28 protein-coding genes are annotated in these 20178 nt (G+C 63.1%); 7 read left to right on the top strand and 21 right to left on the bottom strand.

The features are described from left to right. From C2U70_RS25510 to C2U70_RS25480, 7 genes are all read right to left on the bottom strand, one after another. A partial coding sequence (locus C2U70_RS25510) for an inorganic phosphate transporter (RefSeq protein ID WP_186294462.1) occupies positions 1-498 on the bottom strand: 498 nt, incomplete at its 3' end. 14 nt (positions 499-512) lie between these two features. Further along, entirely contained in the window at positions 513-1157 is a 645-nt protein-coding gene (locus C2U70_RS25505) for a DUF47 domain-containing protein (protein WP_140981387.1), read from the bottom strand. Between the two features lie 156 nt (positions 1158-1313). Beyond that, complete coding sequence (locus C2U70_RS25500; RefSeq protein ID WP_140981386.1) at positions 1314-2282, bottom strand: branched-chain amino acid ABC transporter permease; 969 nt, start codon at positions 2280-2282, stop codon at positions 1314-1316. A gap of 1 nt (position 2283) precedes the next feature. Beyond that, positions 2284-3147 (bottom strand): branched-chain amino acid ABC transporter permease, encoded by an 864-nt coding sequence (locus tag C2U70_RS25495; RefSeq protein ID WP_140981385.1) that lies wholly within the window; start codon positions 3145-3147, stop codon positions 2284-2286. 81 nt (positions 3148-3228) lie between these two features. After that, positions 3229-4449: an ABC transporter substrate-binding protein gene (locus C2U70_RS25490; RefSeq protein ID WP_140981384.1), complete on the bottom strand. Its 1221-nt coding sequence runs from the start codon at positions 4447-4449 to the stop codon at positions 3229-3231. Between the two features lie 62 nt (positions 4450-4511). Continuing rightward, the gene (locus C2U70_RS25485; protein WP_140981383.1) at positions 4512-5264 is read right to left on the bottom strand and encodes an ABC transporter ATP-binding protein; all 753 of its coding nucleotides are present in this window, start codon (positions 5262-5264) and stop codon (positions 4512-4514) included. Beyond that, the gene (locus tag C2U70_RS25480) at positions 5257-6012 is read right to left on the bottom strand and encodes an ABC transporter ATP-binding protein (RefSeq protein WP_140981382.1); all 756 of its coding nucleotides are present in this window, start codon (positions 6010-6012) and stop codon (positions 5257-5259) included. Before C2U70_RS25480 ends, C2U70_RS25485 begins: the two co-directional genes overlap by 8 nt. A 315-nt stretch (positions 6013-6327) precedes the next feature. On the opposite strand from C2U70_RS25480, the gene C2U70_RS25475 reads away from it, so the two are divergent. After that, a complete protein-coding gene (locus tag C2U70_RS25475) occupies positions 6328-7011 on the top strand; it encodes a PAS domain-containing protein (protein ID WP_140981381.1) in 684 nt (227 codons plus the stop codon). 7 nt (positions 7012-7018) lie between these two features. On the opposite strand, the gene C2U70_RS25470 is transcribed toward C2U70_RS25475, so the two are convergent. Continuing rightward, positions 7019-7384: an ArsC family reductase gene (locus tag C2U70_RS25470; protein WP_140981380.1), complete on the bottom strand. Its 366-nt coding sequence runs from the start codon at positions 7382-7384 to the stop codon at positions 7019-7021. A gap of 111 nt (positions 7385-7495) precedes the next feature. Here C2U70_RS25470 and C2U70_RS25465 point away from each other — a divergent pair, with 111 nt between their 5' ends. The 4 genes from C2U70_RS25465 (at position 7496) to C2U70_RS25450 (ending at position 10136) form a co-directional block, all read left to right on the top strand. Next, positions 7496-7867 (top strand): tRNA-binding protein, encoded by a 372-nt coding sequence (locus C2U70_RS25465; RefSeq protein WP_140981379.1) that lies wholly within the window; start codon positions 7496-7498, stop codon positions 7865-7867. 12 nt (positions 7868-7879) lie between these two features. Next, on the top strand, positions 7880-8587 hold the full coding sequence (locus C2U70_RS25460) for an alpha/beta fold hydrolase (protein ID WP_246666861.1): 708 nt from the start codon (positions 7880-7882) through the stop codon (positions 8585-8587). A gap of 130 nt (positions 8588-8717) precedes the next feature. Continuing rightward, entirely contained in the window at positions 8718-9350 is a 633-nt protein-coding gene (locus C2U70_RS25455) for a TetR/AcrR family transcriptional regulator (protein ID WP_140981377.1), read from the top strand. A 3-nt stretch (positions 9351-9353) separates the two neighbouring features. Then, positions 9354-10136, top strand: coding sequence for a sulfite exporter TauE/SafE family protein (locus tag C2U70_RS25450; protein ID WP_140981376.1), 783 nt, complete (start codon positions 9354-9356; stop codon positions 10134-10136). 21 nt (positions 10137-10157) lie between these two features. Here the strand turns inward: C2U70_RS25450 and C2U70_RS25445 are convergent, their stop codons facing one another. Next, complete coding sequence (locus tag C2U70_RS25445) at positions 10158-10862, bottom strand: glutathione S-transferase family protein (RefSeq protein WP_140981375.1); 705 nt, start codon at positions 10860-10862, stop codon at positions 10158-10160. Between the two features lie 91 nt (positions 10863-10953). On the opposite strand from C2U70_RS25445, the gene C2U70_RS25440 reads away from it, so the two are divergent. Continuing rightward, positions 10954-11793 (top strand): SDR family oxidoreductase, encoded by an 840-nt coding sequence (locus tag C2U70_RS25440; protein ID WP_140981390.1) that lies wholly within the window; start codon positions 10954-10956, stop codon positions 11791-11793. Here the strand turns inward: C2U70_RS25440 and C2U70_RS33180 are convergent. The 12 genes from C2U70_RS33180 to C2U70_RS25380 form a co-directional block, all read right to left on the bottom strand. Next, positions 11775-12035: a hypothetical protein gene (locus tag C2U70_RS33180; RefSeq protein ID WP_186294464.1), complete on the bottom strand. Its 261-nt coding sequence runs from the start codon at positions 12033-12035 to the stop codon at positions 11775-11777. The genes C2U70_RS25440 and C2U70_RS33180 overlap by 19 nt on opposite strands. Position 12036: 1 nt before the next feature. Continuing rightward, on the bottom strand, positions 12037-12702 hold the full coding sequence (locus C2U70_RS25435; protein WP_140981389.1) for a DUF429 domain-containing protein: 666 nt from the start codon (positions 12700-12702) through the stop codon (positions 12037-12039). A gap of 27 nt (positions 12703-12729) precedes the next feature. Then, positions 12730-13041 (bottom strand): hypothetical protein, encoded by a 312-nt coding sequence (locus C2U70_RS25430; RefSeq protein WP_140981374.1) that lies wholly within the window; start codon positions 13039-13041, stop codon positions 12730-12732. After that, positions 12975-13721 carry a DUF899 domain-containing protein gene (locus C2U70_RS25425; RefSeq protein ID WP_140981373.1) on the bottom strand — a complete coding sequence of 249 codons (747 nt, stop codon included), beginning with the start codon at positions 13719-13721 and terminating at the stop codon, positions 12975-12977. Before C2U70_RS25425 ends, C2U70_RS25430 begins: the two co-directional genes overlap by 67 nt. Positions 13722-13760: 39 nt before the next feature. Further along, complete coding sequence (locus tag C2U70_RS25420) at positions 13761-14294, bottom strand: SRPBCC family protein (protein WP_140981372.1); 534 nt, start codon at positions 14292-14294, stop codon at positions 13761-13763. Positions 14295-14306: 12 nt separating this feature from the next. Next, positions 14307-14687 carry an ArsR/SmtB family transcription factor gene (locus C2U70_RS25415; RefSeq protein ID WP_186294461.1) on the bottom strand — a complete coding sequence of 127 codons (381 nt, stop codon included), beginning with the start codon at positions 14685-14687 and terminating at the stop codon, positions 14307-14309. Between the two features lie 211 nt (positions 14688-14898). Further along, positions 14899-15420, bottom strand: a complete 522-nt coding sequence (locus tag C2U70_RS25405; protein WP_140981370.1) for an RNA polymerase sigma factor — start codon at positions 15418-15420, stop codon at positions 14899-14901. Continuing rightward, positions 15417-15626 carry a YgaP family membrane protein gene (locus C2U70_RS25400; protein ID WP_140981369.1) on the bottom strand — a complete coding sequence of 70 codons (210 nt, stop codon included), beginning with the start codon at positions 15624-15626 and terminating at the stop codon, positions 15417-15419. Before C2U70_RS25400 ends, C2U70_RS25405 begins: the two co-directional genes overlap by 4 nt. 91 nt (positions 15627-15717) lie before the next feature. Next, complete coding sequence (locus C2U70_RS25395; protein WP_140981368.1) at positions 15718-16899, bottom strand: serine hydrolase domain-containing protein; 1182 nt, start codon at positions 16897-16899, stop codon at positions 15718-15720. 71 nt (positions 16900-16970) lie between these two features. Next, a complete protein-coding gene (locus tag C2U70_RS25390; RefSeq protein ID WP_140981367.1) occupies positions 16971-17663 on the bottom strand; it encodes a GNAT family N-acetyltransferase in 693 nt (230 codons plus the stop codon). 6 nt (positions 17664-17669) lie between these two features. Then, the gene (locus tag C2U70_RS25385) at positions 17670-18017 is read right to left on the bottom strand and encodes a Lin0512 family protein (protein WP_140981366.1); all 348 of its coding nucleotides are present in this window, start codon (positions 18015-18017) and stop codon (positions 17670-17672) included. 84 nt (positions 18018-18101) lie between these two features. Then, the gene (locus C2U70_RS25380) at positions 18102-19742 is read right to left on the bottom strand and encodes an acetolactate synthase large subunit (RefSeq protein WP_186294463.1); all 1641 of its coding nucleotides are present in this window, start codon (positions 19740-19742) and stop codon (positions 18102-18104) included. A 159-nt stretch (positions 19743-19901) separates the two neighbouring features. Here C2U70_RS25380 and C2U70_RS25375 point away from each other — a divergent pair. Next, the coding region (locus C2U70_RS25375; RefSeq protein WP_140981388.1) for an MmcQ/YjbR family DNA-binding protein at positions 19902-20178 on the top strand (277 nt) is incomplete at its 3' end.

The following is a 20178-nucleotide window of genomic DNA, read 5'->3' as shown; positions in this document are numbered from 1 at the left end:
CGAGCGGACCGACGCCCATGACACGACCGCGACCAGCATCATCGCGAGCAGGAAACCCACCAGCGGCGAGAGCACGATCGCGAGCACCGTCTTCGACAGCCCGCCCCAGACCGCCGCCGAAATCCCGGCCTTGGCGATGCCGCCGCCGACGAGACCACCGATCAGCGCATGCGAGGACGACGAGGGGATGCCGAGCGCCCAGGTCACCAGATTCCAGACGATGGCGCCGACGAGCGCTGCAAAGATCACCTGCGCATCGACGATCGCGGGATCGATGATGCCGGTGCCGATGGTCTGGGCGACGTGCAGCCCGAACACCAGGAAGGCGACGAAATTGAAGAAGGCGGCCCAGAACACTGCGAATTGCGGCCGCAGCACGCGGGTCGAGACGATGGTCGCGATCGAATTGGCGGCGTCGTGCAGGCCGTTCAGGAAGTCGAACAGCAGCGCGACGGCAATCAGGCCGACGAGGATGGGAAGACCCAACGCAGCGTCCACGATACGACCCCTGCCTACACTTGCTCGATGACGATGCTGTTGATCTCGTTCGCGACGTCATCGAAGCGATCGGCGACCTTCTCGAGATGGTCGTAGATCTCGACGCCGACGATGAAGTTCATCGCGTTGCCGTCGCGGTGCTTGAGGAACAGCTCCTTCATGCCGATGTCGTGGAGGTCGTCGACGCGACCTTCGAGCTTGGTCAGCTCTTCCGTGATCGCCGTCAGCATCGCAACGTTCTTGCCGATCTCCTGCATCAACGGCAGCGCGCGCCCGACCAGGTTGGCGCATTCGATCAGCAGCCCGCCGATCTCGCGCATCGGCGGTTCAAAGGCGCGGACCTCGAACAGCATCACCGCCTTGGCGGTCTGCTGCATCTGGTCGATGGCGTCGTCCATCGAGGTGATCAGGTTCTTGATGTCGCCACGGTCGAACGGCGTGATGAAGGTGCGGCGAACCGCCGTCAGCACCTCGCGGGTGATGTTGTCGGCGTCATTCTCGAACTGGTTGACGCGCTGGCAATAGACGGGAGTCTCTTCGCCGCCATTCAGCATGCCCTGGAGCGCGATGGAGCCCTGGATCACGGTCTGGGCGTGGCGATCGAACAGATCGAAGAACCGTTCCTCCTTGGGGAGAAAAGCGCGGAACCATCGCATCATAGGAATTTACTGCCGGTTTGAGATTGGCCGGTCCGGAAGGACTGTCACGGGACTGTCATAGACCATTTTCGATCCGCGCGCGTGCCATCGCAGGCCCGCCGGACCGGGTCATCCACCGCTTTCGCGCGGCCGCCTTTCCGCAGTTTGGTCAGTAACTTACAGCGAGCGCCGGAAGTAATGCGCGATTTCGCCGACCACGCCGCGGCGGAATGTGAGCACGCAGATCACGAAGATCGCACCCTGAATTACCGTCACCCACTGGCCGAAGCTCGCGAGATATTGCTGCATGGCGATGATGACGAAGGCGCCGACCACGGGCCCGAAAATGGTACCGAGGCCGCCGACCAGCGTCATCAGCACGACCTCGCCCGACATCGACCAGTGCACGTCGGTGAGCGACGCATTCTGCGCCACGAACACTTTGAGCGAACCGGCAAAGCCGGCCAGCGTGCCCGAGAGGACGAAGGCCAGGAACTTGTACTGGTCGGTCCGGTAGCCCAGCGAGATCGCGCGGGGCTCGTTCTCGCGGATCGCCTTCAGCACCTCGCCGAAGGGCGAGTTGATGATGCGGTAAATCAGCAGGAAGCCACCGAGGAAGCCGGTCAGCACGACGTAATAGAGGATGGTCGGCTTGGACAGGTCGAGCACGCCGAACATGCGTCCCTGCGGAATGCCCTGGATACCGTCCTCACCGTGGGTGAACGGCGCCTGCAGATAGATGAAGTACAGGAGTTGCGACAGCGCCAGCGTAATCATCGAGAAGTAGATGCCCTGGCGGCGGATGGAGACGTAGCCGGTTACGATCGAGAGCACGAAGGCGCCGGCGACACCGACGAGGATGCCGAGTTCCGGCGGCAGGCCCCACACTTTCAGCGCATGGGCGCTGCAATAGCCGGCAGTACCGAGGAACATGGCATGGCCGAACGAGAGCAGACCGCCATAGCCGATCAGCAGATTGAAGGCGCAGGCGAGCAGCGCAAAGCACAGCGCCTGCATCACGAAGAACGGATAGATGCCGCTGAATGGCACTGCCGCAAGCAGCAGCGCCATCACCACGAAGACGACCATCTCGTCGCGCATCGCGCGCGGGGTCACCGGCAGGGTGTCGTCGGTTACTACGGTCATATCAGGCCGCCCTTCCCGTCAATCCGGTTGGCTTCACTAGCAGCACCAGCACCATCAGCACGAACACGACGGTGTTGGAGGCCTCGGGGTAGAAATACTTGGTCAGGCCTTCGATCACGCCGAGCGCAAAGCCCGTGATGATCGAGCCCATAATCGATCCCATGCCGCCGATCACGACCACCGCAAACACCACGATGATGAGGTCGGCGCCCATCAGCGGCCGCACCTGGTTGATCGGCGCCGAGAGCACGCCGGCGAGCGCTGCGAGTCCAACACCGAGACCGTAGGTCAGCGTGATCATGCGCGGCACGTTGATGCCGAAGGCACGCACCAGCGTCGGGTTTTCGGTCGCAGCGCGCAGGTAAGCGCCGAGCCGCGTCTTCTCGATCAGGAACCAGGTGGCAAGGCACACGACAAGCGAGAAGACGACGACCCAGCCGCGATAGATCGGCAGGAACATGAAGCCGAGATTCATGCCGCCCTTGAGCTCGTCGGGAATGGCGTAAGGCAGGCCCGAGGAGCCAAAATAGTTCTGGAACAGGCCCTGCACGATCAGCGCGATGCCGAAGGTCAGCAGCAGGCCGTAGAGATGGTCGAGCCCCGTCAGCCATTGCAGCATGGTCCGCTCCAGGATCATGCCGAAGATGCCGACGATGACGGGTGCGATCAGCAGCGCCCACCAGTAGTTGATGCCGCCGAGGTTGAGCAGGAAGTAGGCCACGAACGCACCCATCATGTAGAGCGCGCCGTGGGCGAAGTTGATGATGTTGAGCATGCCGAAGATCACGGCAAGCCCGAGACTTAGCAGCGCGTAGAACGAGCCGTTGATCAGTCCCACAAGTAGCTGTGCGTAGAGAGCCTGCATCGATCGATCTCGTACCCGGTCTCGTTAAGTCATTTCATTCGGCCGCGCCTCAAGGCGCGGCACATCTCACGTCTTGAAGTCTTACTTCTTCACCAGCGCGCAGGCGCTTTCAGACAGCGGCCGGAAGGCCTGGTCGGCCGGTGTCGTGCCGATCAGCTTGTAATAGTCCCACGGTCCTTTGGACTCCTCGGGCTTCTTGACCTCGAAGAGATAGGCCGGATGCAGCTTGCGGCCGTCGGCGCGGATCGTGCCCTTGCCGAACAGCGCGTCGTCGGTCGGCAGTTCCTTCATCTTGGCCACGACCTTGGCGCCGTCATGCGGGTTGCCGCCCATCGCCTCCAGCGTCTTGAAGTAATGCAAGAGGCCCGAATAGACGCCGGCCTGCACCATCGAGGGCATCGCCTTGTTCTTCATGCGCTCGGCAAAACGTTTTGAGAACGCGCGGGTGCCGTCGTTCATGTCCCAATAGAAGGTCTCGGTGAAGTTCAGGCCCTGCGCCACCTTCAGCCCGAGCGCGTGCACGTCGGTGATGAAGAGCAGCAGGCCCGCGAGCTTCTGGCCGCCGGAGACGATGCCGAACTCCGCCGCCTGCTTGATGGTGTTGGTGGTGTCGCCGCCGGCATTCGCCATGCCGATGATCTTGGCCTTCGAGGCCTGCGCCTGCAGCAGGAAGGACGAGAAGTCGGCGGTGTTGAGCGGATGCCTGACAGTGCCGACCACCTTGCCGCCCGACTTGACCACGACCGCGGCGGTGTCGCGCTCGAGCGCATGGCCGAAGGCGTAGTCGGCGGTGAGGAAGTACCAGGTGTCGCCGCCGGCCTTCACCAGCGCCTGCCCGGTCGAGTTGGCGAGCATGTAGGTGTCGTAGACCCAGTGGACGGTGTTCGGCGAGCACTGCGCGTTGGTGAGGTCGGACGTCGCCGCGCCCGTATTGATCATGACGGAGTTCTTCTCCTTCACGACGTTGTTGACCGCCAGCGCCACGCCGGAGTTCAGGACGTCCATGAAGATGTCGACCTTCTCGACGTCGATCCACTGTCGCGCAATCGTGGTTCCGATGTCGGGCTTGTTCTGATGGTCGGCCGAGATCAGGTCGAGCTTCCAGCCCTTGGCCGCGAGCCCGGAATCCTCGATCGCCATCTGCGCGGCCACCGTCGAGCCGGGGCCGCCGAGGTCGGCATAGAGTCCGGAATTGTCCGTGAGCACGCCGATCTTGATGGTCTTGTCCTGCGCCGCGGCGCCACCTGCCACGCCAAACGCCAAGGCAGTGCCGAGCAACATCGCCGAAATACTGTGCTTCATGATCCGCTTCCCCAATATCCCTTTTGCAGTTGTTGTTTTAAGGATCGACCGGCCCGCATGGACTACACACCAAGATAGGTGTGCAGCTTGTCCATGTTGGCCGCCAGTTCAGAATTGGAAAATCCGTCGATGATCTTGCCGTGCTCGACGACGTAATAGCGATCCGCAACAGTCGAGGCGAAGCGGAAGTTCTGCTCGACCAGCAGGATCGTAAAGCCTTCCTTCTTGAGCCGCGCGATGGTGTGGCCGATCTGCTGGATGATGACGGGCGCAAGCCCTTCGGTGGGCTCGTCCAGCATCAGGAAGCTCGCACCGGTGCGCAGGATGCGCGCGATCGCCAGCATCTGCTGCTCACCGCCGGAGAGCTTTGTGCCCTGGCTGTTGAGGCGCTCCTTCAGGTTCGGGAACAGTTCAAAAATCTGGTCGAGCGACAATCCCCCCGCCCGCACCGTCGGCGGCAGCAGCAGGTTCTCGCGCACGTCGAGGCTCGCGAAGATGCCGCGCTCCTCGGGACAGAAGGCGATGCCCATCCGCGCGATCTTGTCGGAGGCCGCGCGAATGAGCTCCTGGTTGTTGAACTTCACCGAGCCGGCGCGCTTGCCGATGATGCCCATCACCGATTTCAGCGTGGTGGTCTTGCCGGCACCGTTGCGCCCGAGCAGGGTCACGACCTCGCCCGCCTTCACGTCGAAATTGATCCCGTGAAGGATGTGGGACTCGCCGTACCAGGCTTCCAGGTTGCGGACTTCGAGGATGGTGCCGCCCGTCGTCCCGGCCTTTGTCGCCGGCGCGTCGGCGATTGCAGTCTCAGGCATGACCGGCTCCCAAATAGGCTTCCTTGACGCGCTCGTCCTTGGTGAGCTCGGCGTAATTGCCCTGCGCGAGCACCTGCCCGCGTGTCAGCACGGTGATGATGTCGGAAAGATTGGCGACGACGCTCAAATTGTGCTCGACCATCAGGATCGTGTACTTCGCCGAGATGCGCTTGATCAGCGCGGCGATCTTGTCGATGTCCTCGTGGCCCATGCCGGCCATCGGCTCGTCCAGCAGCATCATCTCCGGATCGAGCGCGAGCGTAGTTGCGATCTCGAGCGCACGCTTGCGTCCATAGGGCATCTCGACCGCGGGCGTATTGGCGAACTCGCTCAGGCCGACGTCATCGAGCAATTCCAGCGCGCGGTTGTTGAAATGATTGAGCACCGACTTGGAACGCCAGAAATCGAACGACGAGCCATGCTGGCGCTGGAGCGCGACGCGGACGTTCTCAAGCGCAGTCAGATGCGGAAACACCGCCGAAATCTGGAACGAGCGCACCAGTCCCATGCGTGCGACGTCAGCCGGCGCCATCGCGGTGATGTCCTGTCCCTTGTACAGGATTTTTCCGGCAGACGGTTTCAGGAACTTGGTCAGCAGATTGAAGCAGGTGGTCTTCCCGGCCCCGTTCGGGCCGATCAACGCATGAATGCTTCCGCGGCGGACCTTGAGCGCGACATCGCGAACGGCGAAGAATCCCGCGAACTCCTTGGTCAACCCTTCCGTTTCGAGAATGAACTCATCAGCCAAACAAATTTCCCCCTGCCCGCACGACCCGCGTCGCGCGCGGCTTTCCTTGATTAGCTCTCGGCTTTCCGGAGGCCCTGGAGCCCATCCCGAAACGCCGCCTCCGGCGGCGGAATATGCCGGAGGTGACGGGGGTTAGGCAAGGTGGAAAGCTGGGCAAGCCAGCCCGCCGTCCGGGCGCACATGCGCCCTTAGTCGAAGACGTCGGAAGTTGCGTCTGCCCCGCTGACCGGTTCTCAAAGCGCCGGTTATCAAGCTGTCGTTAACGGTCTTTCGCAGGCAACGCCAGCCTTCATAGAAAATTTTCCCGCAACGACGATGATGCGCGCGTTTTTATTCGCCGGGAATATTGTTTTGGATTTCGACAGTGCCATACCTTCGGTTGTGAAATCGATCAGGCAGCGTGATCTCCTCAACACGTGGCTGCGACTTTATACGCGCGACCAGAAGGCGCCGGCGATCTGGGACTATCAACCGGCGCGGCTCGAGGAAGAGCTGTCCGATCTCGTCTATTGCACAGTCGATCCATCCTCTGCCCCGCCAATCGTTACCATTCAGAGCGACGGCACCCGCGTCTCCAACGCCTTCGGACATCCCGGCAAGGGGCGCAGGCTCGACCAGTACCTCGGCGCAAGCCTCGCGCCCATGGTCATGCCGATCTATCATGCCTGCGTGACACGTGAGCTTCCCGTCTACACTGTCGCAGACGTCGACGACATCTATGGACGCGTTGTTGCCTATGAGCGGCTGCTGCTGCCGTTCATGACCGACGACAAGGTGAGCCATGTCATCGCGTCGGTGAAGACCTTTTGCGAGGACGGCGGCTTCGAGATCAAGAATCTGATGCGCGGAAATGACGCGGTGCCGCGTCCGAAGCTGCGTGCCGTGATCGATCGCGAGCTCTTCCATCGCTCGCCCGGCCGCATCGACGCGGCCGACGTGATCGAATTCGCCGAACCGACGGGTGCGGGCGTTCCGACCGAGATCATCGAGTTGAACTAGCTGAAGGCTAGCCCTTGCGCGCCTTGGCGCCGATCTCCTTGGCATAGATATCCGGCTTGAAGCCAACCAGCAGCTTGCCACCGACCTCCAGCACGGGGCGCTTGATCATCGATGGTTGCGCTAGCATCAACGCCAGAGCTTTCTTCTCGGTGAGGCCTTCCTTGTCGGAATCGGGCAATTTCTTGAACGTGGTGCCGGCGCGATTGAGCAGCGTCTCCCAGCCGAGCTTGTCGCTCCACTGCTTGAGCTTGTCCTTTTCGACCCCGACAGCCTTGTAGTCGTGGAAATCGTAGGCGACGCCGTGCGTATCGAGCCAGATGCGCGCCTTCTTCATGGTGTCGCAGTTCTTGATGCCGTAGATGGTGGTGACCAAGGGGCAATCCTCGTGCATGCAGCTAAGGCTGGATGCGGCGTTGTACGAAACTCCGGTTCGCCCCACAATGTCAGCAAGAAACACGCTGTGAATTCACGAGACTGACATCCCATGCACGTCATCCATGATACCGCTGCCGCCGCCGCGCCGACCATCGACTTCAACCAGTTTCTCGCTGTCGACATCCGCGTCGGCACGATCGTCGATGCGCAGCCGTTCCCGCAGGCGCGCAAGCCGGCGTGGAAGCTGTGGATCGACTTCGGTCCGGCGATCGGCGTGCGCAAGAGTTCGGCGCAGATCACGGAGAACCATCCGCTGGAGACCCTTGTCGGGCAGCAGGTCGCGGCCGTCGTGAATTTTCCGCCGCGGCAGATCGGGCCCGTCGTGTCGGAGGTACTGACCCTCGGCTTTCCGGATGCCGGCGGCAAGGTGGTGCTGGTGCAGCCGAGCAAACCTGTCCCGAACGGCGGACGGCTGTTCTAGGAGATGAGCCGCGTGAAACCGACGATTGCGCTTTTGCCGGGCCTGCTCTGCGACACCCAGGTCTGGGCCGGGCAGCACGCCGACCTGGCGCAGCTTGCGCCCGTCGTCGTCGCCGACTTCACCAGGGAATCATCGATCGAAGTGATGGCCACAAAGGCGTTGAGCGAAGTCGCCGGGCCGCTCGTTGCTATCGGTCACTCGATGGGCGGTCGTGTCGCGCTGGAGATGGTGCGCCAAAGCAAGGACCGCATTGTCGGCCTCGGGCTTCTCAATACGGGCATCCACGTCAGGCGCGAGGGCGAGGCCGAGAAGCGCGCCGAACTCGTCCGCCTCGCCTATGACAGCGGCATGGGCGCGCTCGCGGATCGCTGGCTGCCCGACATGCTCGATCCCGCGCGCAAGGATGACCAGGCCCTGCTCGCAAGCATGAAGGCGATGGTCATGCGCGCGACACCCGAACAGCATGAGCGCCAGATCCAGGCGCTGCTCAACCGGCCTGACCCGCGCGGTCACCTCGGCGACATCGCGTGTCCGACGCTGGCGCTGGTCGGCCGTCAGGACCAATGGAGCCCGCTCGCCCAGCACGAGGAAATCGCCGCGCTCATTCCGGGGACCAGGCTGGTTGTCATCGAGAATGCCGGCCACATGGCGCCGATGGAACGGCCGGCCGAAACGTCGGCCGCGCTCTGCCGCTGGCTGCGGGACGACGTTCTGCACTGACCGGCCCGCCCTCAACTTGACGTCCACCCAATCGATCTATAAAAAAGACTGATCAGTCAGTTTTATTATAACGAGTCCGCGTCGACCGAGCGAAACGACTGTTGTGTCAGCTATTTAAGAGGCGTCTTGAATGCCCAAGATCAGCGACCAGAAGCGCGAGCGCCGCCGCCAGCAGATACTCGACGCGGCGCTGGCCTGCTTCTCCGAGGACGGCTTTCATCAGACAGGCATGGCCGACATCGTGAAGCGGTCCGGCCTGAGCCACGGGGCGGTCTATCTCTACTTCCAGAGCAAGGACGATCTGATCGAAGCACTCGCCGACGACCGGCACCGCCGCGAGGCCGCGCTCAATTCTGTCGTTCAAGGCGCGCGCGATCCATTCGACGGACTAAGCGCACTGACCGCCGTCTATGCCAAGTGGCTCACCGATCCCGCAGGCGAAGCGCGGCGACGCGTCGGCATTCACGGCTGGGCTGAGGCGCTGCGCAATCACCGCGTCCGCGCCAGCGTCGTCGAAGGCATCGATATGCCGCGCGCCGTCATCGTCGCCCTGATCGAACGCGCCCAGCATGACGGCCTGTTCAAGCGCGATGTCAGTGCGGATGCAATCGCGCGAATCCTGATCGCGATGTTCCAGGGCTTTGTGCTGCAAAAAAGCTGGGGCCAGGACTTTGACGTCGAGGCCTGCATGACGGCGGTCGGCCACGTCATCGACGGGTTTCGCACGACCAAGCCTGCCACAAGGCAACGGACGAGGACGTGAGCGATGTCCGGCATCACTGAACTTCTCGCAGGTGCCGGCGTCGGTCTTATCGGCGGGTTGACATCGGGTTTCATGGGGACGAGCCCGGGCGGCGGTCTCGTCATCTTCTGCGTCCTGCTGCTCGGCGCAGAGCAACACGTCGCCCAGGGCACGTCGCTGATCGCCCAGGTGCCGCCGACAGGCCTCGCCGGCGTCCGCCGCTACTGGCAGAGCGGCAACCGCAGCCCGCTGCAATGGATCGTCTGGATCGGCATCGGATTTCTCGTCGGTGGCGCGGGCGGCGGGTACGCGGCCGCCGCGGTGTCCGACTCCGTCTTGCAATGGACCTATGTCGTCTATCTCGTTGCCCTGATCGCAGCGCTCATTCTGCGTCGCGAACGCAAAGACGGAAGCAATGAGGCCGGCAATCTCGGCGAGTTGCCCTGGCTTCCCCTGTTCTTCATCGGCACGCTTGCCGGCTTTTCTTCCGGCTTCATGGGCATCGGCGGTGGGCTCGCGATCACGGTTGGCCTGGCTGCCGGCCTGCGCGTGCCGCAGCATCAGGCGCAGCTCGTCAGCCTCATCTTCTCGGTCATCCCGACCAATATTTTGGCGGCCTGGATCTACTGGAGCAAAGGGCTGATGGTCGGCTGGCCGGCCATCATTGGGATTCTGGCCGGCCTCTGGATCGGGACCGATCTCGGCGCGCGCATGGCCAATGGCGTCAGCAAAACGGTGCTGCGCCGGGTTATGATCGGTCTCGTCTCGCTGATGGCGATCTACATGGCGACCAAGGCGCTGAGCTGATCCCTGACTATCCCTTGGCCCTCACGGCCGCTTCGGAATGTTCAAGCCGCGCTGCACCGCCGGTCGCGCCAGGCCGCGCTCGAGCCAAGCGGCAACGTCCTTGAACTGATCGAACTCGACCAGATCGCGCGCGCCGTAGAAGCCGATGATGTTGCGGACCCAGCCGAGCATCGAGATATCGGCGATGGTGAACTCGTCATCCAAGAACCATTGCCGGCCGTTCAGATGCGTCTCCATCACGCCGAGCAGCCGCTTGGATTCGTCGACGTAGCGCTTGAGCGGGCGCTTGTCCTCGTAGTCTTTGCCGGCAAACTTGTGGAAGAAGCCGACCTGGCCGAACATCGGCCCGATGCCGCCCATCTGGAAGTGCACCCACTGAATGGTTTGCCAGCGCCGCGCCGCGTCCTGCGGCAAAAGCTTGCCAGTCTTCTCCGCGAGATATTGCAGGATCGCGCCGGACTCGAACAGCGGCAACGGCTTGCCGCCGGGACCGTTGGGATCGAGGATCGCCGGGATCTTGCCGTTCGGATTGACCGAGAGGAATTCTGGCGTCTTCTGGTCGTCCTTGCCGAAATCGACGAGATGGACCTCGTAGGGCAATCCGATCTCTTCCAGCATGATCGAGACCTTGACGCCGTTCGGTGTCGGCAGCGAGTAGAGCTGAAGGATTTCGGGGTTCTTTGCCGGCCAGCGCTTGGTGATGGGAAAGGCGGAGAGATCGGACATCAGGACCTTGGCTTCGTTGTTGGCTGGCGTCTAATCTAGGTGGGCCAGGGAACGACACAAGGCCGCGCGCGTGGATGAGCATCAACCCAAAATGGGCCTGAGCGACGATGAGCTCGCGGTCCATCCGACCGTCTATGCGGCGGATGCGCTGCGGGATCGGGTGGTCGTTGTGTCCGGTGGCGCCGGCGGCATCGGACGCGCGATTGCGTTCCTGTTCGCCCGGCTCGGCGCCCACGTCGTGCTCGTCGGCCGTGACCGGGCCAAGCTCAGTGCACTGTGCGAGAAGCTCGGGGCGCACGGGCTGAAGTCCTCGGTGCAGGCCGCCGACATTCGCGATCCCGATGCGGTGATGGCGATGTTCGATGCGGTCTGGACCGCGCATGGCCGCATCGATTGCCTCGTCAACAGCGCCGGCGGTCAATTCCCGCAACCCGCGATCGATTTTTCGGTCAAGGGCTGGAATGCCGTGATCGACACCAATCTGAATGGCACGTGGTTCATGATGCAGGCGGCCGCGCAGCGCTGGCGCGACGCAAAGCATCCTGGTGCCATCGTCAACATCGTGATCGTCACGACCCACGGGCTCTACGGCATCGCGCATTCGATCGCCGCGCGCTCGGGCGTGATCGGCCTTTCCCGCGCCGTCGCCGTCGAATGGGCGCCGCTCGGCATCCGCGTCAATTGCGTGGCGCCGGGCGCGATCGAGACCGAGGGCTGGAACGTCTACACGAGCGAGGCGCGCGCCGCCTATCCGCGCTCCAACCCGATGATGCGCGCGGGCTCCGCGTTCGACATCGCCGAAGCCTGCGTCTATCTCGCCGCGCCGTCAGGCAAATTCATCACGGGGGAAACGCTCACCGTCGATGGCGGCGGCCAGCTCTGGGGCGAGACCTGGACGACGGGCAAGCCGGACTATTTTCGCGGCGAGTGAGACAGACGCAATGTTGCCATCACGGTCATCGGCGCCCTGTCGTGCTGCAGCCGGTAGTCCACGAACCACTGCCCCGTGACCAGCAGCATGGCCGTGAACGCGAGCGCGACCATAGCCGTCGCCAATTGGCTGGCGTCGTTCATAGCGTTGTCCCTCAGCACCATCCTCTCAGTGCAAGCATCAAACGCCACATGGCAGGCGCGGTTCCTGTGCGCGCCCGAAATATTGCCGAGTTTTCCCATTCTAGAAATTGATCTCCATCCGCAAGCCCCGCGGGTCGATCTCGTCGCCGCCGACACGATTCGTGCTGTCGCGCGCGGCGACCGCGCAGGCGCAGGCATCGATGAGGTCGTCGCGGCCGATGCCGGTACGATAGCGATATTTTAGCGTCAACCACTTCCGGACCTTTGTGAACCCGCGCGCATCCAGAAGTTTCAGACGCTGTTCGCGTCCGACCTCGGATGTCTTTCGCTCCAGCTTTTGCTCGCCGGCGAGATTCCAGAAGATCAACTCCGGATGCGCCTCGCCGATCGTTCTTTGGAGCTTCGGCGTCATGACGTCGTCGACCTCCTTGATCTTGTCCCTGATATTCCAGAGCTGGCTGGACACACCCGCGTCGCCGTTTTGCCAATAGTGCCGATTTGCAGTCGCCATGTCCGAAAACGTCCAGAGATCGCGACGCGCGCCGAGAAAAACGGCGGGACCAATCAACTCACGCGCACGCTTGTCGCATTCCCGATAGCCGCTCGCATCCAGCCCGATCGGCATGTCGATCATCGCGCGCTTGTGCGGCATCGCGAGCAGGCGCGTCGGCGCCGGCGAATAGTCAAAACCGTGATCGCCGCGATCGTCGATCCAGGCCGCAACCCAGCCGAAACGAAACCCATCCAGGCCGAGATAGTTCGGCATCGCATCCACCGCCCGGAGCACCCGCTCTCACGTCCAGTCCTTTCGAGATGTCCTCGCATGACTGCCGATCAGCTTCAACCAGGGCGCCGCGTGGAAGGCGGTCATCAGCAGATACATCGGGACCATTCCACCGAGCGGCGATGCGCCGGCGGCCGAACACAACGCATCCATCGATCCGCCGCCGATCACGGCCGTCAGCATCGCCATGATCGCAAAGGTCGGCGCGGCCGCGAGGTGGAGCCAATAGGCTGCGCCGATCGCGGCTCGCTTGCTCACGACTTCGTACCCGCCTTCTCGTTGCGGAACGCGGCTTCGCCGGCGTCCGACACCTCGACCCATCGCTTGTCGGGTGCAGCACCTTCGACATAGCTGTCGTGCCAGTTCCACCATTTGTAGGTCGCGGTCTGCGGATAGCCTTCGGGCGAATCCTCCCACACCTCCTGCCGTCCCAGCGGCGTGATGTCGAGGTAGTTCCAGGTGCCTCCCATCTGCTCGTCGCCGCGGCTGTTGATGAAATAGGTGCGGTAGACTTTGTTGCCGTCGCGGAAGAACACGTTGGTACCATGCCACTCGCCGACGCCGAAATCGGCGTCAAAGCTGTCGGTGACGGTGTACCAGGGGATCTCCCACCCCATCCGCTCCTTCAGCCGCGCGATATCCACCTGCGGCGCGCGCGAAGCGAACACGAGCGTGGTGTCGCGCGCATTCAAATGCGCGAGATGCGCAACCTGGTCGGCCACCATGGAGCAGCCGCGGCAGGCCTGCACGGGCCAGCCGAACACGCCGGGCTCGAAGAAGGCGCGGTAGACGATCAGTTGATGGCGCCCCTCGAACAGGTCGAGCAGGCTCGCTTTGCCCTTCGGCCCTTCGAATGCATATTGCTTCTCCACCGCAAGCCACGGCATCCGCCGCCGCTCCGCGGCCAGCGCGTCACGCGCGCGCGTCATCGCCTTTTCCTTCGTCAGCAATTGCTGGCGTGCGGCTTCCCACTCCTGCGCCGAAACGACATGAGTCTGCATGGCTAACCTCGTGTTTGTTGTCTTGTTGTGTGTGTGCTGTCAGGCCGGCAGACGCCGGTCATAGTCCTGCTGCAGTCGCGCCCAGCCATCCCAGAACAGCGGCGGCTCTTTGCCGGAGGCCTGCGCGACCAGGATGTCGAGATGCATGTGCCAGCCGGCGCCGACCTTGGTCATCATCGCGCGGTCAGGCAGACGGCGGTGCGTCACGGTGAGCAGCACGCCCGCGCCCGCTGGCTCCAGTTCAAAGGTCACGTCGCCACTGTTGTCCCAGGCGATCGCGAGTTTTCGCAGCGGTTCGAGCTCGGTGATCCGGCTCTGCATCCGGTGCTCTTCGGGAAAGCCCTCCGGCCGCTTGCTCGGTGGATCGTTGAGCTCGTCATTGCGCCAGGTGAGCTCGAAGGGCGCGCCGACCTTCATTTCCATCGCGCCCGCCGCCAGCCATTTGCGGCGCAGATCGCTGTCGGTGAGATAGGCCCAGATGCGCTCGATCGGTCCGGGCAACAGGCGCTGAAGTTTCAATGTCGTCGGTGCGATCAATTCGCCATAGGCGTCAGGCTTGGTCTTCGTGTCCATTGTGCGACTCCCTTACTTCTTCGGTGCCTTGATTGTTGGCTTGCTGCTTGCCTTGACTGCCGCGTTCGCCTCGTCTTCGGCCCGCAGCAGCGCTTCCAACGTGTCGAGACGTTCGGTCCAGAAGCGCTCATAACGCTTGAGCCATGCATCGGCTTCCGCGAGCCGCGCGGCCTGCAGACGACAGAAATGTGTGCGACCGCGGATGGTGCGGCTCACGAGCCCCGCATTCTCCAACACTTTCACGTGCTTGGAGGCACCGGCGAAACTCATGCTGAAGGGCGTCGCGAGTTCGCCGATCGTGAGTTCCCGCTCGGCCAACTGCCCGAGCATCGCCCGCCGCGTCGGATCCGCAAGCGCATGAAAAACGGCGTCGAGATGCGTTTGTTCAACCATGTGGTTTAACATACGCGCCCAGCACCGATTGTCAACCGATCGGTTTAATTTCTTTTTGGCCGGGTTCCGTTGATTCCGGGCGGCGTGAGTTAGCCAGCACCCTCGCCGATGTTGCGATTGAAGGCGAGGAAGGCGCTGGACTCGACCGACGCGAGCGCCACGAAGCGCGCCACGGATCTCAGATCGTCCGGTGTCTGATAATCGCTCATCGTCATCTCGTCAGATATTCGCGCATCAAGGTATGGGCGCGATGCAGCCGCGCTTTCGTCGCCTCGCGTGTGATGCCGTGGGCGGTAGCGATCTCGTCGATGGTCATTTCCTTGAGGTCGCGCATCAGCGCGACGTCGCGATAATGCGGTGGCAGAGCTTCCAGCGCCGCCGCGATGTCGAGCCGCAGGTCGGCCTCGGGCCGTGCGAGCAGCACGGCCCCCGCTACGTTGTCGTCAACTGGTACAGCGAGGCCCGCCTTGCGCGCGAGGCGCAGGCATTCGCGCCTGACGACGCTGAACAGCCACGACGACAGCGACAACAGCGTGCGGATCGTCCCGACATGCCGGAACAGGATCCAGAGCGCCTCCTGCGCGGCGTCTTCGGCATCGGCCGAGCTCCGGCAGGTCGCGCGCGCATAGCGCCGGATATCGGGCTGCGCCGTTTCGAGCAGCCGGACGATCGCATGCTGATCACCGAGACGCGCCGCCTCGAACAGGTCGGTAGAGATCGACGCCGCACTCACCTTGCATCTCCCGTGTCGATGCCAGCCACTGCACACATCGGGCAGTAGCCGACGAGACCGGTCAAGGCGAAGCCGAGGCCGCTCGCTGCCACCAGCCAAGCCGCAAAACCAGAGAGATAGACGAACGCGGCAATCGCTACCGCCACGCCGAGCGCCAGCCGCATCATCTGCTGCCGGCTACCGATATTCTTCCTGTAGAACGCCATCAAAACCTCCCACGCAAAGCCGAGGCTGATTGCCTCACTTGGTAAGAGGCCGCGACGACCCAGAAGGATTCGCGTGCCGTTCAGATTCTTTTCAGGCCCCGACCGCCTGATAGGCCAGGCGCTTGAACTCGAAGAAGAATGGATTCCAGAAGCTCATCTCCCGCTGTGCCATCAGCACGCCCGCGGTATTGGCCCCTGGGCTGATCCACCAATGAGTGCCGGCGATGCCGCCCCACTGGAAATCGCCAGTCGAATTCGGCGGATCAAACCGACCCGGCACCTGGGTCACCGCACCGCCGAGACCAAATCCCTTGCCCGGGATCGGCCCCAGCGTTGCGAACCGGATGGTCCTTCCGGCCGGGAGCTGGTTCGTCATCATCGTCTGGATCGTGCCGGGCTTGAGCAGCGTCTTGCCGCCGGGCAGGAGACTGCGCACCAGTTCCAGCATGTCCGGCAGTGTCGAGACCAAGCCGCCGCCACCCGAAAGTCGCGGGAACGACTTTTGATAAAGCTGAGCGGGCGTGTCCGCGATACGCCACAGGCCCGGCTTCATCGGGTCCAGCACGTCGGCGCCGCGATAGAACCCCACCAGCCTGCCCTGCTCTGCCTCCGGCACATAGAATCCGGTATCGACCATGCCGGGCGGTTCAAAGACGCGCGCCTTGATGAAGGCATCGAGCGGCTGGCTAGTGACGACCTCCACGACGCGACCGAGCACATCCGTCGCCACCGAATACTCCCAGGATTCACCTGGATGATAGGACAAAGGTAGATCGGCAAGCTTGTCGATCATGTCGGTGAGCGGAGTCAACGGATTGAGCACATTGGCTTCGTTGTAGGCCTTGAACAGCACCGTGCCAGGATCGAAAAAGCCGTAGCTGAGACCCGCGGTGTGCGTCAGAAGTTGACGGATGGTAATCGACCCCTTGGCCGGCTCGACGTCAGCGAGACTCGTCGCGCCCTCCTTCAACACCTTGCGATCGCCGAGCTGCGGCAGAAACTTTTCGATCGCGTCGTCGAGCCCGATGCGGCCTTCCTCGACCAGCAGCATGATCGCGATAGTGATGACGAGTTTTGTATTGGAGAAGGCGCGGAAGATATGGTCGGGCCGCAGCGCGACCTTGGCCTCGCGGTCGGCAAATCCGACGCATTGCTGGTCGACGACGTCACGCCCGCGCAGCACGGCCCAGGATACGCCCGGAATGATCTCCTGATCGACATAACGCTGCATCGCCGTCCGTACGGCGGAAAAATCGGCGACCTTGGCGTCCATTGCGTCTGCTCCCCAAAATTCGTTGCAACGGATATAGCGTGAATCTTGTCGATGGGAAGCCCGCCCCTCAGCTAGCCTTGCTTCTGCAACACCGTCACTTCCAGGCTGCGCCTGATCTCCATGCCCTGCCGCTTGTAGAGCGCGATAGCGGAGGTGTTGTCGGAGAATACGTGCAGGAAAGGAATCTCGCCACGCGCGACGATCTGGCGGGCGACTGCCGAGAGCAAGGCCTGCGCATAGCCGCGGCCGCGATGCGACGGGTGCACACAGACCGCCGTCATCTCGGTGTAGTTGCCGGGCTTCATCCGCTCGCCGGTCATCGCGACGAGCTCGCCGCCGTCACGGATGCCGAGGAATGTGCCGAGCTCGTGCGTGCGCTTGCCGAACGGGCCCGGCTTGGTCAAATCGACCAGCGCCATCATCGCGGGAACGTCATCGGCACCCAGCGTCACGATCTCGACGCCGGAGAGCGTGCTCTCGGCGGGCGTTCCGACCATCTGCTCGCCGCTCTTGGCGAGCAGCACCTTGAAGCCGTCAGGCGCGCTCACCTTCTCCGGCGTGAACAGCACGACATATTCGGACGGCGCCATCAGCTCGCCGAGGGCGGCGAAGCTTGCTTCCGACATGTCGGCCATATCGGCGAAGGGCCCAATCTCGGCCGGAAAGCGCCGCGCCTGCGCACCGCCCAGCGCCAGATGACTCTGTCGCGTCGTCAGCGCGGACCAGATCGGACGGTCCAGCGGATGGATCTCGCGCACGGACACGGGTGGCTAGTCCTTGTCGAAGCTGACGATGACGGCGGCGTTGGCGATGAGGATGGGATCATTGCCCTGTTCCGGAGCGGAAGGAATCTCCAGCGCGCCCTTGACCGCGTTGACGGTCACCGTGCCGTAAGGGAGCTCCTTGGCAACGGCGTCCTTGTCGACCGCGTCCGGATTGGGCACGGCGATCGTGACATCCACGAACATGTCGTTCGCCGTCTTCCCGATCATGCGGAAGAAGCCGAGACTTGAATGGCGGATGGCATCTGACACCGCACGCTTGGCCGCTTTGGTCGCGTCCTTGCCATGGACGTCGACGCCCATGCCCATCTCGGTGACACAGCGTATGCGGGTCATTTCACGTCCTGTTGTTGCGAATTCTTGGAGCGACCTTCCGCGATCCCCGCGCCCGACACAAGTGGGTTTCGCGCTTGACGAACGTTAGTGCTCCGCGTGCGCCCGCAGCTCGTCGACCAGCACCCGCACGTTCTCCGAATAATCGATCGGGATCGAAATCAGGTGCACGCCACCGCTCTTGAAGGCGGCATCGAGCGTCGGCACGAAGCTGTCTACGGTTTCGATGCGGTGCCCCTTGGCGCCATAGGATTGTGCGTATTGGGTGAAATCAGGGTTGCCGAACGTCAGGCCGAAATCGGCAAAATGATCGACGGCCTGCTTCCAGCGGATCATGCCGTAGGCGCCGTCATCCAGGATCAGCACGACGAGATTGAGCTTCAGCCGAACCGCCGTCTCCATCTCCTGGCTGTTCATCATAAAACCGCCGTCGCCGCAGACCGCGAGCACGCGGCGTTCCGGGTACAGCATCGCCGCCATCATCGCCGACGGCAGGCCGGCGCCCATGGTCGCCAGCGCATTGTCGAGCAGCAGCGTGTTGGCGACGCGGGTGCGGTAATTGCGCGCGAACCAGATCTTGTACATGCCGTTGTCGAGCGCGACGATGCCGTTCTCCGGCATGACCTGGCGGACGTCGTGGACGATCCGCTGCGGCGTCGGCGGCCAGCGGGATTCGGTGGCGCGATCGGCGATTTGCGCGAGGATCCGTTCGCGCAGCGGCAGCAGCGCGGCGGCATGGGAGAGCTTGCCTTCGAGGCGATCGGCAAGCAGTTCGAGGCTCGGGCCGACGTCGCCGATGACCTCCGCATCCGGGAAATAGACCTGCTCGACGCTCGCTGGCGTGTAACTCACATGGATGACCTTCGGGCCTGAGGGACCCATGATGAAGGGCGGTTTTTCGACCGCGTCGTGACCGATGGCAACAATGAGATCCGCCGCATCGATGGCGTCGTGGACGTAGTCGCGTTCGGAGAGCGCGGCAGTGCCCATGTAGAGATTGGTTCCGCCGGGAACGGTGCCCTTGCCCATCTGCGTCGTGAAGAAGGGAATGCCGGTCCGCCGCACAAAGCTTGCGATGCCGTGGGTCGATCGTGGGCGGCTGGTCGCGGCGCCCATCATCACCAGCGGGCGCTTTGCGGCCAAAATCATCTCGGCGGCGCGGTCGAGCGCGGCACGATGGGCAACGGGGATTTCGATCGGGTGGGTCGGCACGACAGGTACTTGCGCGACCTCCTCGCCCGCGACGTCTTCGGGCAATTCGAGATGGACCGGACCCGGCCGCTCCTCCATCGCGACGCGGAAAGCATCGCGCACCACGGTCGGGATGGTCGATGCGCTGATGATCTGCCGCGCCAGTTTGGTCAGCGGCTTCATGGAGGCGACGACATCAACGATCTGGAAGCGCGCCTGCCGGCTGCTCATGATCGCCTTTTGACCGGTGATCATGATCATCGGCATCGCACCAAGATACGCGTAGGCCGCACCGGTCGACAAATTGAGCGCGCCGGGACCGAGCGTCGTCAGGCAGACACCGGGCTTGCCGGTGAGCCGGCCGTGGGTCGCGGCCATGAAGGCGGCGGCCTGCTCGTGCCGGGTGAGGATCAGCTTGATCCTGGAGTTGCGCAGGGACTCGACCAGATCCAGGTTTTCCTCACCGGGTACGCCAAAGATGCGGTCGACGCCCTCGTTCTCGAGCGCCCGGACGAACAGGTCCGATCCTTTTGCCATCCGCGTCTGCTCGCTCATGCTGCCTCCCCGTCGTCGCAAAACGTTAGCCGGGATGGTAACCGCTCGACGGCCCGGCACAACTCACAATGCTTTTCGCACTTGTCGCCGTCAGCAGCTTCGGACAATGGTTTGGCTGATCCTCGACCCGCCCGCAGCGACATGAATCCCAAAACCTTCAAAGCGCATTGCCGGCGTCTTCCCGGCGCCACCCTGGTGATCCAGTGGGAGGGTACGTCCGTGTTCAAGGTCGGCGGCAAGATGTTTGCGATCGCCGGCGGCTTCGTCGAACGCTCGGGCGGCTTCATGTTCAAGACCTCAAACATGGCCTACGCGCTCCTGATCGAACAGGGGCTGGCGCGCCCGGCGCCTTATCTCGCCCGCGCCGAATGGGTACAGCTCACCGACAACGACGCCCTGCCCGATGCCGAGCTCGTGG

This window comes from Bradyrhizobium guangdongense (assembly GCF_006483445.1).
GTDB classification, from domain to species: Bacteria; Pseudomonadota; Alphaproteobacteria; order Rhizobiales; family Xanthobacteraceae; genus Bradyrhizobium; species Bradyrhizobium guangdongense_A.
Note: the sequence above shows the minus strand (reverse complement) of the source record. Positions and strands in the feature narration are given on the sequence as shown.

Bases quoted from the DNA above. Each gene is read 5' to 3' on its own strand.
- C2U70_RS25400 (WP_140981369.1), bottom strand. From the start codon at position 15,626: ATGGCGTTCTACAGGAAGAATATCGGTAGCCGGCAGCAGATGATGCGG.
- C2U70_RS25445 (WP_140981375.1), bottom strand. From the start codon at position 10,862: ATGTCCGATCTCTCCGCCTTTCCCATCACCAAGCGCTGGCCGGCAAAG.
- C2U70_RS25465 (WP_140981379.1), top strand. From the start codon at position 7,496: ATGCACGTCATCCATGATACCGCTGCCGCCGCCGCGCCGACCATCGAC.
- C2U70_RS25430 (WP_140981374.1), bottom strand. From the start codon at position 13,041: ATGGGTCGAGGTGTCGGACGCCGGCGAAGCCGCGTTCCGCAACGAGAA.
- C2U70_RS25455 (WP_140981377.1), top strand. From the start codon at position 8,718: ATGCCCAAGATCAGCGACCAGAAGCGCGAGCGCCGCCGCCAGCAGATA.
- C2U70_RS25450 (WP_140981376.1), top strand. From the start codon at position 9,354: ATGTCCGGCATCACTGAACTTCTCGCAGGTGCCGGCGTCGGTCTTATC.
- C2U70_RS25395 (WP_140981368.1), bottom strand. From the start codon at position 16,899: ATGGACGCCAAGGTCGCCGATTTTTCCGCCGTACGGACGGCGATGCAG.
- C2U70_RS25475 (WP_140981381.1), top strand. From the start codon at position 6,328: ATGATGCGCGCGTTTTTATTCGCCGGGAATATTGTTTTGGATTTCGAC.
- C2U70_RS25380 (WP_186294463.1), bottom strand. From the start codon at position 19,742: ATGGCAAAAGGATCGGACCTGTTCGTCCGGGCGCTCGAGAACGAGGGC.
- C2U70_RS25440 (WP_140981390.1), top strand. From the start codon at position 10,954: ATGGGCCTGAGCGACGATGAGCTCGCGGTCCATCCGACCGTCTATGCG.
- C2U70_RS25505 (WP_140981387.1), bottom strand. From the start codon at position 1,157: ATGATGCGATGGTTCCGCGCTTTTCTCCCCAAGGAGGAACGGTTCTTC.
- C2U70_RS25495 (WP_140981385.1), bottom strand. From the start codon at position 3,147: ATGCAGGCTCTCTACGCACAGCTACTTGTGGGACTGATCAACGGCTCG.
- C2U70_RS25415 (WP_186294461.1), bottom strand. From the start codon at position 14,687: ATGGTTGAACAAACGCATCTCGACGCCGTTTTTCATGCGCTTGCGGAT.
- C2U70_RS25420 (WP_140981372.1), bottom strand. From the start codon at position 14,294: ATGGACACGAAGACCAAGCCTGACGCCTATGGCGAATTGATCGCACCG.
- C2U70_RS25435 (WP_140981389.1), bottom strand. From the start codon at position 12,702: ATGCCGAACTATCTCGGCCTGGATGGGTTTCGTTTCGGCTGGGTTGCG.
- C2U70_RS33180 (WP_186294464.1), bottom strand. From the start codon at position 12,035: ATGGGAAAACTCGGCAATATTTCGGGCGCGCACAGGAACCGCGCCTGC.
- C2U70_RS25425 (WP_140981373.1), bottom strand. From the start codon at position 13,721: ATGCAGACTCATGTCGTTTCGGCGCAGGAGTGGGAAGCCGCACGCCAG.
- C2U70_RS25490 (WP_140981384.1), bottom strand. From the start codon at position 4,449: ATGAAGCACAGTATTTCGGCGATGTTGCTCGGCACTGCCTTGGCGTTT.
- C2U70_RS25500 (WP_140981386.1), bottom strand. From the start codon at position 2,282: ATGACCGTAGTAACCGACGACACCCTGCCGGTGACCCCGCGCGCGATG.
- C2U70_RS25485 (WP_140981383.1), bottom strand. From the start codon at position 5,264: ATGCCTGAGACTGCAATCGCCGACGCGCCGGCGACAAAGGCCGGGACG.
- C2U70_RS25385 (WP_140981366.1), bottom strand. From the start codon at position 18,017: ATGACCCGCATACGCTGTGTCACCGAGATGGGCATGGGCGTCGACGTC.